The 11,637-nt window shown below is 37.4% G+C and carries 10 protein-coding genes and 2 tRNA genes; 5 read left to right on the forward strand and 7 right to left on the reverse strand.

The genetic code is table 11. The annotated features are described in order from the left end of the window. Positions 1-742: 742 nt before the first annotated feature. From ACJAT0_RS10570 to ACJAT0_RS10580, 3 genes are all read right to left on the reverse strand, one after another. Positions 743-827 (reverse strand) — tRNA-Ser (locus ACJAT0_RS10570). A 157-nt stretch (positions 828-984) separates the two neighbouring features. Continuing rightward, positions 985-1,644, reverse strand: a complete 660-nt coding sequence (locus ACJAT0_RS10575; RefSeq protein ID WP_374002120.1) for a vancomycin high temperature exclusion protein — start codon at positions 1,642-1,644, stop codon at positions 985-987. Continuing rightward, positions 1,644-2,030 carry an acyl-CoA thioesterase gene (locus ACJAT0_RS10580; protein ID WP_374002119.1) on the reverse strand — a complete coding sequence of 129 codons (387 nt, stop codon included), beginning with the start codon at positions 2,028-2,030 and terminating at the stop codon, positions 1,644-1,646. Before ACJAT0_RS10580 ends, ACJAT0_RS10575 begins: the two co-directional genes overlap by 1 nt. Positions 2,031-2,176: 146 nt before the next feature. Here ACJAT0_RS10580 and ACJAT0_RS10585 point away from each other — a divergent pair, with 146 nt between their 5' ends. Then, complete coding sequence (locus ACJAT0_RS10585; RefSeq protein WP_415181623.1) at positions 2,177-2,803, forward strand: NAD(P)H-dependent oxidoreductase; 627 nt, start codon at positions 2,177-2,179, stop codon at positions 2,801-2,803. 151 nt (positions 2,804-2,954) lie between these two features. On the opposite strand, the gene ACJAT0_RS10590 is transcribed toward ACJAT0_RS10585, so the two are convergent. Together ACJAT0_RS10590 and ACJAT0_RS10595 are read right to left on the reverse strand one after the other, a co-directional pair. Continuing rightward, complete coding sequence (locus ACJAT0_RS10590; protein WP_415181624.1) at positions 2,955-3,773, reverse strand: DUF4249 domain-containing protein; 819 nt, start codon at positions 3,771-3,773, stop codon at positions 2,955-2,957. Between the two features lie 3 nt (positions 3,774-3,776). Continuing rightward, entirely contained in the window at positions 3,777-6,140 is a 2,364-nt protein-coding gene (locus ACJAT0_RS10595) for a TonB-dependent receptor (RefSeq protein WP_415181625.1), read from the reverse strand. 166 nt (positions 6,141-6,306) lie between these two features. Between ACJAT0_RS10595 and ACJAT0_RS10600 the strand changes: the two genes are divergently transcribed. The 4 genes from ACJAT0_RS10600 (at position 6,307) to ACJAT0_RS10615 (ending at position 10,143) form a co-directional block, all read left to right on the forward strand. Then, positions 6,307-7,284 carry an NAD(P)H-dependent flavin oxidoreductase gene (locus ACJAT0_RS10600; RefSeq protein ID WP_374002114.1) on the forward strand — a complete coding sequence of 326 codons (978 nt, stop codon included), beginning with the start codon at positions 6,307-6,309 and terminating at the stop codon, positions 7,282-7,284. 310 nt (positions 7,285-7,594) lie between these two features. Beyond that, a complete protein-coding gene (locus ACJAT0_RS10605; RefSeq protein ID WP_415181626.1) occupies positions 7,595-9,148 on the forward strand; it encodes an NAD(P)/FAD-dependent oxidoreductase in 1,554 nt (517 codons plus the stop codon). A gap of 93 nt (positions 9,149-9,241) precedes the next feature. Next, positions 9,242-9,625, forward strand: coding sequence for a hypothetical protein (locus ACJAT0_RS10610; protein ID WP_415181627.1), 384 nt, complete (start codon positions 9,242-9,244; stop codon positions 9,623-9,625). Positions 9,626-10,066: 441 nt separating this feature from the next. Further along, a tRNA-Arg gene (locus ACJAT0_RS10615) sits at positions 10,067-10,143 on the forward strand. Positions 10,144-10,351: 208 nt separating this feature from the next. Here ACJAT0_RS10615 and ACJAT0_RS10620 read toward each other — a convergent pair. Both ACJAT0_RS10620 and ACJAT0_RS10625 read right to left on the reverse strand, forming a co-directional pair. Then, positions 10,352-10,543, reverse strand: a complete 192-nt coding sequence (locus ACJAT0_RS10620; protein WP_415181628.1) for a hypothetical protein — start codon at positions 10,541-10,543, stop codon at positions 10,352-10,354. Between the two features lie 28 nt (positions 10,544-10,571). After that, on the reverse strand, positions 10,572-11,546 hold the full coding sequence (locus ACJAT0_RS10625) for a hypothetical protein (RefSeq protein ID WP_415181629.1): 975 nt from the start codon (positions 11,544-11,546) through the stop codon (positions 10,572-10,574). Positions 11,547-11,637 lie beyond the last annotated feature (91 nt).

Raw genomic sequence — 11,637 nt, forward strand, 5'->3', positions numbered from 1 at the left:
AAACACAAGTGCAAGAATTTAATAATAAAGTTGCTTTCAACTTTATAAACTGATCCCGATTTTAAGCTGTTAGCTCATGTTTTCAGATCACTGTTGTACAGTTTTCTGAATACAAAGCACAAAGTTCATGGGATATAGTCGCACGCTTAGGTTTTTCTTTACAAGTAATTAATACGTAAAAGATGACGACTACATTTTTGCATATATGGCCTAGGAAAAACCTTCAGTTCCATGTGAACATGCCTTGGTCATAAAAGGGATTATACCCGAACACTTTGACAGAATCGACTCCTATACTTTTCGCTTTTTCAAAAGCGATCCATTCATAAAATAAGAACTCAAAATGAATGGAAGGAACCGCCTATTTTGACAGGTTTATACCCTTGCTTCCGTGTCGTATAAGTTTCAAAAAGAACGTTTTATAATACAGGTTTGTATCAAACGCCTTGTGGTGGTGGCTTTAGGTTATACAGGTAAAAAAACGTGGGATCGTACGAATACTTATTTTAAAATATGAGGTTCCTATTTAAGTGGATAAGATATAGCGATTTGCTTGGTTCAAACTAAAAAATACTTCCCGAACAGCTGAGGTATTCTAAAACGAACTCTATTTCTTATAAAAACAACCTAAACGTATTTCAATAGGACCTGTTGAAACTGCTAAAGCGACACATAAAAAGCGACGTGCACGGGTTTTAAAAACTAAAAAAACCTGATAACCAATTGATTATCAGGTTTACCGCGGAGAAGAAGGGATTCGAACCCCTGGAGGTTTGACCCTCGCTGGTTTTCAAGACCAGTGCATTCGACCACTCTGCCACTTCTCCTAAAGCGCTTATTCAAAAATTGCTTTTTGCATAAGCGGTTGCAAATATACAATTATTCTTTAAAATTCAAATCTCGGAGGGCAATAAGTTTGGAACAAATTAAATCCTTTTATTGATTTTTAGACCTTAGGTTTTTAGGATAACATCAACTGACGACTCAACCTTTATCATGAGATGGTTTGCTATCGCCAGTAATGGGAATCACTTTTCCCGAATAGGTAGGTGATTTTTCAATGTTCAATTCTATCCAAGCTTTTATATTGGCCAGCCATTCCCTTCTCGCAAAATGGCTGTTGCCAGGATATTTGCGCCGGTCTGCTACAAAGCCTTGAATATCTAGTCCCATATTCTTACCTAGATAAACCGCACGTGGTAGGTGAAATTCTTGAGTGAAAACAATCGCATCAGATACTTTAAAGACATCTCGTGCTCTAAACATGGTGTCATAGGTATCAAAGCCTGCATGGTCTAAGAAAATATCTTCGTCAGGAACCCCTTTATTGTTGAGGTAATTTTTCATGGCGTTTACTTCATCGTAGTTTTCTTCACCATGATCACCACTTAAAAGAAACTTTTGGAACTTTTTATTTTCATAAGCGAGTAAAGCTGCGTCCACGCGATCTTGTAGAATTAAAGAAAGACTCTTATCAGGCTTTATACTGGCTCCTAAAACAATTCCCGTATACGCTTTTTCCAATTCAGTCATATCTGTTTTGATCGCCTCTCTAGAAGTACGTTTTACGTGTAATTGTAAAATAAGAACAGCCACTACGGCTAGAAGAACACCAAAAACAAGTATGTTTAAAAATCTACGCATTAGAGGATGGATGTAGGTTTTTTATCATCGTCGATAGCGACAAACGTAAAAATTCCAGTGACTACTTTTTCACGAGAATAGCTGTACATGTCTTCCATATAAATGCTCGTCTCCACTACACAGCTGGTCTTGCCTACTTTTGCAATGGTGGCTATTAGTTCTATGATACTTCCTTGCGGGATTGGTTTTTTAAAATCAATTTTATCGGTGCTTATCGTCACTACTTTTTTTCGAGAGAATCGAGTGGCACAGATAAAGGACACTTCATCCATAAGATGCAATGCGGTGCCGCCAAAAAGCGTATCGTAATGATTGGTGGTATTTGGAAAAACAGCTTTGAAAACTTTCGTTTCAGATTCTTTAATTCGTTTATCGATGTCTCGCATTGAAAATTGTTATAGTAAAGCCCATAATGAACCTTCTGTGTAGATTACTTTTGCAAACTTAATAGAAAGATAATGGTGTAGACCTCGCTTTCGCGAAAGCAGAACAAGTATCAAATCTTCACCTACAAAGATAACGTATGACAACTATGAATAGTATAGAAAGTTTGCAATGGAGATATGCAACAAAGAAATTTGATTCACAAAAAAGTTTGGATAAAAGTCAGTTAGAGGTGCTCGCACAAGCCTTTAACCTTACAGCGACTTCTTATGGTTTACAACCGTGCAGGTTAGTAATTGTTCAAGATCAAGATCTTAAAGACAAAATGGTACCTCTTTCTTATGGACAGCTGCAGGTTAAAGATGCCAGTGCGGTACTCGTCATCTGTACCACTGCTGTGGACGCAAATTATGTAAAAGATTATTTTTCTATCGTAAAAAAAGAACGCAATACGCCAGATGAAGTGATCCAACCATTTCAAGATTTTCTGACCAATACCTTTTCTAAGAAAGAAGTAGTAGAGACCGAACAATGGGCAAAAAACCAAGCGTATCTCATACTGGGTAATTTACTAACTGTTTGTGCACAGCAACAAATAGATTCTTGTCCTATGGAAGGCTTTGTGCCAGAGGAAATAGATCAATTGTTAGGTTTGCAAGAAAAGGGTTTAAAGAGCACTTTACTGTTGCCAGTAGGCTACCGCTCTAATGATGACGCGATGTCCCAATTAAAAAAAGTACGCAGACCACAACAAGAGATGGTTTCATTTGTGTAAAACAGCTGGCTATAAAAAGGCTGATTTATAAAGAACAGGTAGGTTATAAGAAACTGATAAATTTATCTAATCAAAGAAGTTTACTTGGTTGACCAATTCAAAAGCGGAATGATTTTAAGCTCCATTATTGCTTTAAAATCATTCCGTTTCTTTATTCAATCGTATAGTCCACCTCAAAAACCTCTGATATTCTAAAATAGCCAAAAGGAAACCGCGCCGAATCTGTCGTGTTTATAATATTACCTCTAACTACAGCTGGTTGTGTCGCAAATGGACCGCCATCGCCTTCTCCAGCTTGTTGTAACAGGGTCTCATAGAAGCTAAAACAACGCTGGTCTATTCCTTTGATGCGTATAGTTGCCACTGTTCCAGGAACTGCTTCTTCTATAAAAAAGGTAGTCTGAGTGCGATTTCCATCACTAAACTCGTCATCTCTGGTGTCTACTTCCTCATTGTCTATATCAGTATATTCAAAAAGGTAATAATTACCAAATCCTTCTGGATCCGTAAAAAAAGCAGTGATTTCGGTAATATCATCACCGAACCCACTTATCGTTTGCTGTTCTACTTCTGTAAAAGGCACGGTCAGTTCAAGGTTCTCGGTAGCGGTGTACAGGTCACCGTTATCATTAATAGTTAAGGTGTAGCTATTTTCTGTAGGGTCATTGATCGTTATAAATGGAAAATTAGAATCATAAACTCCGTCAGCTCTGAATGGAATAGGGGTTAAATTTCCATTTGCATCTGTAATAGTGATGGTTGCATCGTTCACAAAAACAAGTTCTTCATCATAAAACCCAGCAGATCGCGTGAGTTGGATTCTAGTAAATGTGACACCTAATTCACCATTACGCTCTATAACGGCATCAATAACCAATTTAGAATCCGTATTGTTAAGATCTAATTCTATAACATCAGAACAAGAGCTGAGTAATATTAGGACGGCGGTGTATGTAAAAAAATTCTTCATCTCTTAAAAATTAAAATTATAAGTTATGGCAGGAATAACTCCAAAAATCGCTAGCCTTGTAGCTTCATTTCTATTGGTATCTTCATTCTCTCCAAAAGTGATACTTACCGCATTTCTTCTGTTGTAAGCGTTGTACAAGCTAAAAACCCAACTCGATTGCCAGCCGTTTTTCTTATTGGGTTTAGGAGTGTAAGTAGCTGAGAAATCCAATCGGTGCACAATAGGCAAGCGGCTGCTATTTCTCGCTTCAAACGTAGGGATAAACAAACCGTCAAATTCATACTGCCCATTCGGATAGGTAATAGGTTGTCCGGTTTGTAAGGTAAAATTAGCTCCTAGATCCCATTTCCTATTGAGTTCGTAATTTGCCGTTACTGTAAGGTCATGTGTTTTATCCCAAGCAGCGCTGTACCATTCTCCATTATTAATTCCAGGTTCTAAAGCAGTTCTTCCAGGCGTGCGTTGTTCACTTCTGGAAAGTGTGTAGGCGATCCATCCTTGAAGTTTCCCTTCGTTTTTTGTCAATAAAAACTCGAGACCATAAGCTCTGGCTTCTCCTTCTAGGAGTATTTGCTCCACAGCATCATTTGCAATAAGATCAGCACCATCTATATAATCCAGTCTGTTTTGAACGGTCTTATAAAAAACTTCTGTCTCGATACTGTAATTCCCTATATTTTTAAAGAATCCAGCCGCTACTTGATCGCCTTTTTGAGGTTTGATAAAAGTACCACTAGGTACATAAAGATCAAATGGGGTAGGAGCATTTGTATTAGAAATCAAATGAATGTATTGATTGATACGCTGGTAACTTGCTTTGATACTCGTGTCATCGTCTATAGAGTAAGCCATAGAGAACCTAGGTTCTAGATTTATAAAAGATTTTAGAGTCTCACTGCGGCTGCTAGAAAAAGCACCTACAGCATCGGCACTTTCATAAACACTTAGATCTTCATTATACAATAGAGCTTGATCATTTTCATAAATATTAAGGCTTTCCTGACCTAATCTGTTAAAGCTGCTTAATCTTAAACCAGCATTGATGTTAATGTTGTCACTTATAACAAACTCTCCATCTGCATATACCCCATTTTCCCAAGCGTATTTCTTGGTCAACTGTCGGTCGTTAATACCACTAGTAGAGGTGCTTGGTTTAATGTGGCCTGGATCAAATTCATAATAAATGGAATTGATACCGTATCTCATTTCCACCTTATCGTTTACAAAATGAGTCAGGTCGTATTTTGCGTTCATATTAGTAATACCGCTATCAAATGTAAATTCTACAAATTCCAATTCCAAACCATAATTATAGTCGCTGTATATAATGGAAGCATTTGAGAACCATTTTTCATTAAAGATATGATTCCATCGCACATTTACAAAACTGTTTCCAAAGGTATTACCAAAAAGATTATTTACATTAAAGACATCCCTACCAAAATAGCTAGACATATAAAGGCGGTTGTCATCATCTAGGTTAAAACTTACTTTTGCATTGATGTCATAAAAGTATGCGACGTTATCTACATCAAATAAAGGTAAAAATAAATGAGCATAACTGCTGCGACCACCTATTAAAAAAGAAGCTTTTTCTTTAATTATCGGTCCTTCAAAAAGCAGTCTGCTTGCGACGATTCCTATTCCTCCCGTGCCGCTAAATTCTTTTTTATTTCCATCACGTTGATAGATATCGAGGACACTAGAAACACGACCACCATAACGGGCCGGAATACCTCCTTTATAAAGTTTTAAGTCTTTAATGGCGTCTGGATTAAATACAGAGAAAAAACCAAATAGGTGGTCACTTCCATATAAAGTAGCTTCATCCAGCAAGACCAGATTCTGGTCTGCAGCGCCACCGCGCACATTAAAACCAGCGGCTCCTTCTCCTGCATTACTAACTCCTGGAAGTAGGGTTAGTGCTTTAATAAGGTCTGTTTCTCCTAGTACGACAGGTATTTTTTTAATAGTTTCTATGGATAGTGCGTTGACACTCATTTGAGGAGATTTAGTACTCATTTTCTCCACATCGGTGGTGATGATTATCGCATCCAGCGCCTCACCTTGCTCTGTCATGGAAAGGTCTAGTTTTATGTTTTCATCAAGTGAGATCGTCCTCTCTATGGTCGCATAACCTATACTGGAATATTGTACCGTATAATCTCCAGTGGGCAGTGTGATGGAATAATAGCCGTACTCGTTAGTAATGGTTCCAGTTTTCAGTTCGATAATGTTGACCGTAACGTTGAGCATGGTCTCGCCAGTTGCCTCTTCGCTAATAGTTCCTGATAAGGTGGCTTTTTGTGAGTATGCTTTCGCGAAAGCGAGAAAAGTAAAAATACTTAACAAAATAAGATTCTTCAATAGGTAGGTATTAGGTCTTGAAAATTAAGGATATAAAACATGTTGTGGAACAAAAGTAAAGATCAAACCATGCTCAAAGCTAACCTTTACATTTAATTTAATATCTTTTTCTTTTGCAGTGCATTCCTATTAGTGCACTTTAGTAACTTTGGTAAAAAGTATTTCTATGACTACATCACAACTTACCGATCAACTTTCATTGCCAGTAGTGGCGGCACCTATGTTTTTGATCTCAGGACCAGAATTAGTTATTTCATGTTGTAAAAATGGAATAGTAGGTACTTTTCCTGCTTTAAATCAACGTTCTAGTGAAGGATTTGAAGAATGGTTGATCCAGATTAAAACAGAACTGGCCCAATGGGAAGAAGAAACAGGTAAAAAAGCCGCGCCTTATGGGGTGAATCTTATCGTTCATGCAAGTAATCCACGCATCCAAGCAGATTTAATGCTGTGTATAAAGCACAAAGTGCCTTTGATCATTACCTCTTTAGGAGCTGTGAGTGATGTGGTTAATGCCGTACATAGTTATGGAGGTGTTGTGTTTCACGACGTGATCAAGAAACGCCATGCCGAAAAAGCACAGGAAGCAGGAGTAGACGGATTGATCTTAGTCTGTGCTGGTGCTGGAGGACATGCTGGTGTTAACAATCCCATGCCATTTATAAGAGAAACCCGAGAGTTTTTTAAAGGGACCATACTGTTAGCAGGCGCCATGAGCTCTGGTCAGGATGTAGCTAGTGCCTTACAAATGGGTGCCGACCTTGCATATATGGGAACCCGTTTTATCAATACAGAAGAATCTAAAGCGACAGATGAATATAGAGATATGATCATCCATGCTGGTTGTAGCGATATTGTTTATACCGCCGCTATCTCTGGTGTAAGTGCTAATTTTTTAGGAAACAGTTTACAGGCTGCTGGGATTACGGAAGAACAAATGAAAGCCAAAGGGAAAGTCGATTTTGGTAAAGAAATGGATACCGAAGCAAAAGCATGGAAAACCATTTGGAGCGCAGGACAAGGAAGTGCCACTATAAAAGATAGTATCGCTACAACCGACCTTATCAACAGAATGAAAGCCGAATTTAAAACCGCGATAGAAAAGCAAGTGGAGCATTTAAAGAAATACAGTGAATTGAAATAGACGCTAGACCGCTGCGCTGTTGGAGTTAAAATCCATATTCCCAAAGGCTCATAGCAACAAAATAAAAACAGTAAAGTAAAATTTGGCTGTTTTTTTTTGATTTGTAATGAGAGCGGATTTAAATTGATAATAATTCGGTTCATTCTCAGGAGTTTACTAATAGGAAAACTAGCAGCAACTATTTTGTTATGGGTAGAGGTTTCACAACTGTATATTTTTTTGTCTATTGATTCTTGTTTCTTGCCTCGATGAACCTATCGTTCTTGATTCTTCTTTCACATTCTATCCTCTAACGTATTATCTTTGCAACATGAGCAAACTTGTGCAAATTTCTGTTTTACCGCATCACCTTGAAGATGAGGATCATATTTTAAATAAGGTTTTTGAGAAGATAGAGTTGCGTAATGATGACGTCCAGAAATGGAACATTAGAAAACGCTCTATTGATGCTCGGCAAAAGAAAGTAACCTACAATCTGCAAATAGAAATTTGGCTTCATGGAGAAGATCTTCCCAAAAGAGAGGTATATACCATACAGGATGTTTCTCAGGCAAATGAAGTGGTCATTATAGGTGCTGGTCCAGCTGGATTATACGCAGCGTTGCGAGCTATAGAAGGAGGTATGAAGCCGGTTATTTATGAAAGAGGTAAAGATGTACGTTCTAGAAGACGTGACTTGGCAGCACTCAATAAAGATCATATAGTCAATCCAGAATCCAATTATTGCTATGGAGAAGGTGGTGCTGGGACTTATAGCGACGGTAAATTGTACACCAGATCTAAGAAAAGAGGCAATGTGCTGAAAGCATTAGAGTGGTTTGTGGACTTTGGCGCGACACCAGATATTCTGGTAGATGCACATCCACATATAGGAACCAATAAGTTGCCGCAAATTATTACGTCCATGCGAGAAGGGATAGAGAAAGCAGGTGGAAAAGTTTTTTTTGAATCAAAAATGACAGATATACGTCACGATCAGCAGCAAATTGTTGCGATTCAAATCAATGACAAGGAATGGATTGCTTGCGATAATGTCATTTTAGCAACAGGCCATTCGGCTAGAGATATTTTTTACTTGCTTCATAAAAGAGGAATAAAAGTGCAGGCAAAACCCTTTGCCATAGGAGTACGAGTAGAGCACCAACAAGAATTGATCGATCAGATTCAATACCATGGAGATGATCAAAATCCTTATTTGCCACCAGCCAGTTACAGTCTCGTAGAGCAAGTAGACGGAATGGGCGTTTATTCTTTCTGTATGTGTCCAGGTGGTATCATTGCACCCTGCGCTACAGGTACAGACGAGGTAGTTACAAACGGTTGGAGTCCTAGTAAGCGCAATAATCCTTATGCAAACAGTGGCATCGTCGTAAGTGTATCGCCAGAAGATTTGCCTAATTACGATCCTAATGATCCATTTGTATCCCTTAATTTTCAAAAAAAAGTAGAACATGATTGCTGGGTGGCTGCTGGTAGAACTCAAAAAGTTCCAGCGCAGCGCATGATAGACTTTGTGAAAGGAAACCTGTCAAGTGACTTCCCTAAAACCTCTTATTTTCCCGGTTTGACCAGTGTAGATTTAGATAAAGTGCTTCCAGAAATGCTGTCCAGACGTTTAAAAGCGGCTTTTGTTGCTTTTGGAAATAAAATGAAAGGATATTATACCAATGAGGCCGTTCTTCATGCTCCAGAAAGTCGCACGAGTTCGCCAGTATGCATTCCTAGAGATCCTTTATCATTACAGCATGTAGAAATCAAGGGTTTATATCCTTGTGCAGAAGGAGCTGGATATGCTGGCGGCATCATTAGTGCTGCTATTGATGGTATCAATTGTATGGATCGCATCCTAGAGAGTAGTACTTAGTTCTATGTAAGATAATAATTTTGCGTTAAAGTGTCGTATCAAGTGAGGGAACTAAAATATATATATTTAGATTGCCCCTCATTTTAATTTTATATGTCAGCTATAGTCTATTACAACCTTACTTATGTGGAGGTATTTGTGTTTGAAAAATATGTGATTGCACAAGTAAAAAAAGGTGCTTTGTTACAACCAGGGAATAACGCCGAACTAAAGGAATTGATTGAAAAACATTATTTAAATAAAAATTTTGTGTACATATCTAATCGTGCTTTTGATTATAATGTGAGCCCAGTAATTTACTTAGAAACCTCAAAAATCACCAATTTATTAGGAATGTGTATAGTTACCGAAACGGTCGCTGGTAAAAGGTCTGCAAATTTTGAAAGGAAATTTTATTCTAAAGATTTTTTGGTTGTAGATAATTTACCGGAGGCTATACATTGGGCAGTTGATTTAGTAGATCGGGCAGGATCATAGTATGATTCCGTTTACGCGAAAGCTACTGAACCTTAATAGGTGAACCAAATCACAAGTTCTGTAGCCGTTATTCATGAAATGCAGTGAGAATTTCTAAAAGTATAAGAGCGCTGCTTTTAAGATATCACATTCCATAATAAAACTAAAGCCCATTATTTATACAGCAGTTCAATTTATTAAGAATTGAGAAGCAGCCATTCAGCTATTTTTTAATGATAATTCTCTGTTTTGTAACCTATTGAAATTGGTATAAAGAGAAAGGTAGTCGTGGACCATTGATTTTTTAAATGTAAAAAAACGAATTCTATTTCTAACTAGTCCAAATTTAAATACGCTATCGGCGGGTTTTTATTTTTTCATATTTAATTCAATTATACTTGTCTTTATTTTAAAAACTCCTATATTTGCAGCCGCAAAAGAAACACGTATTTTGCGACAAATGGCCTCGTGGCGCAACTGAATAGCGCACTTGATTACGGCTCAAGAGGTTACTGGTTTGAATCCAGTCGAGGTCACCATCACTCACAACTTCGTTGTGAATTAAAATATAAAAACCTTGACAAGCTCGCTTGATCAAGGTTTTTTGTTTTAAGACATCGGACTTACAAAGGCTGGCAGTTGTATTTGCAAAATGGATTTCATTCAGGATCAATAAAATTCATCCTGCCTTAGTCACTAAACGGGAATTTTCAATATTATTTTGAAAGTTCTCGTTTTTATTTTCTCCTAACTTATCTGATAAGAGGCAATTTTAGCAATAATAGAGTTCACTCTAAAAGTTTGAACTCTTTTGTTTTTGAAGTCGTACCCTAAATCGTCCGGAAAGGCTATATATTGAAGCTTTCTTTTAATCTCAATGTCTCCAGAACTCCATAAAAGCGGTAGATTATACTTGCAATAAAAAAGCGTACAAGACATGCACCAACTATTTTTTGTTATTAAGCCCTTAAAATGGTAAGACAATGGATTCTGGATTAATAAAATCTTTGGTATACGGATTTTCAAGAAAGCTAAGTGGCGGCTTTTGAAATTTAAGAATATCTTCTCTTTCAATACCGTAAACCTGCCAATAATTGGATAGCAATTGGGCATATATACCCTCATCCCAAAACCCGAAATGAGGTTGCTTACCAGCCGTTTCAACTTCTATGGAAATCCCATTGTCTTTGTTTTCAATTTTGTATTTAGGTTTGTACTGTAATATATAATCAGAATAATGAAACCTCGCGTACAACTCTTCAAACTGGATGGGATGTAAAACATGACCTTCCATTTTATCTAGGATCTCTTTTTGCTTCTCCCCAATTACCCCGTTATCCTGTAAACATGCAATAAAACCAAAGCCATTGACTCCAAATGAGAACATTAAATTAACAGCATCGTCACGATAGCTAAAAATATCGGCAGAATATTTAAGTGGAAATACGGCGATACTCCATGGTTTTTTTCCAACGAAGGAAATCGGTTCTATTAAGGATTGTAGCATTAAATGGAAGTGTCCAAAGCGTTCCCTGAGAGTGACGGAAAGCTCAAAATCTTCACCTTGCCTTAACAGTCTGTCTCTTTCATAAAGCATTTCGTAGTATAGCATACCATAGACCATTCTGCCTGTCCACTGAAAAAGCAACTCTTGATCGAGTGACGCCATGCCTTCAAAACCTTTTTTATACGCAGCCTCAACTTTTACATCCAGCTCCTCAAAAGCTGTTTTCACTTTGGAAGAACAGGGTAATTTAAGATCTCTATAATTATAAGATTTGGCTTTATCCATCATCTCAATTCTTTCATTACCTAATTTAAAATGATCCATCAGCCATCCTGGAAAAACGGTCATGTTTTCATTTGTTAAAGCTCCTGAAAGGAAGCAAAAATGTTCGTCAAAATTCAAATCCTTAAAAGGATTAAAAAGCGTTTGTGTCATCAATATTCAGATATATTAAGTTTTACATTTTTCCAAATGTAGCCATAAATTATTGTTTGTTTTGCCTAATTTATATAGAATCAAAAATCTC

Source organism: Nonlabens sp. (assembly GCF_047636915.1).
Classification (GTDB): domain Bacteria; phylum Bacteroidota; class Bacteroidia; order Flavobacteriales; family Flavobacteriaceae; genus Nonlabens.

Bases quoted from the DNA above. Each gene is read 5' to 3' on its own strand.
- ACJAT0_RS10575 (WP_374002120.1), bottom strand. From the start codon at position 1,644: ATGCGTAGATTTTTAAACATACTTGTTTTTGGTGTTCTTCTAGCCGTA.
- ACJAT0_RS10580 (WP_374002119.1), bottom strand. From the start codon at position 2,030: ATGCGAGACATCGATAAACGAATTAAAGAATCTGAAACGAAAGTTTTC.
- ACJAT0_RS10585 (WP_415181623.1), top strand. From the start codon at position 2,177: ATGAATAGTATAGAAAGTTTGCAATGGAGATATGCAACAAAGAAATTT.
- ACJAT0_RS10590 (WP_415181624.1), bottom strand. From the start codon at position 3,773: ATGAAGAATTTTTTTACATACACCGCCGTCCTAATATTACTCAGCTCT.
- ACJAT0_RS10600 (WP_374002114.1), top strand. From the start codon at position 6,307: ATGACTACATCACAACTTACCGATCAACTTTCATTGCCAGTAGTGGCG.
- ACJAT0_RS10605 (WP_415181626.1), top strand. From the start codon at position 7,595: ATGAGCAAACTTGTGCAAATTTCTGTTTTACCGCATCACCTTGAAGAT.
- ACJAT0_RS10610 (WP_415181627.1), top strand. From the start codon at position 9,242: ATGTCAGCTATAGTCTATTACAACCTTACTTATGTGGAGGTATTTGTG.
- ACJAT0_RS10620 (WP_415181628.1), bottom strand. From the start codon at position 10,543: ATGTCTTGTACGCTTTTTTATTGCAAGTATAATCTACCGCTTTTATGG.
- ACJAT0_RS10625 (WP_415181629.1), bottom strand. From the start codon at position 11,546: ATGACACAAACGCTTTTTAATCCTTTTAAGGATTTGAATTTTGACGAA.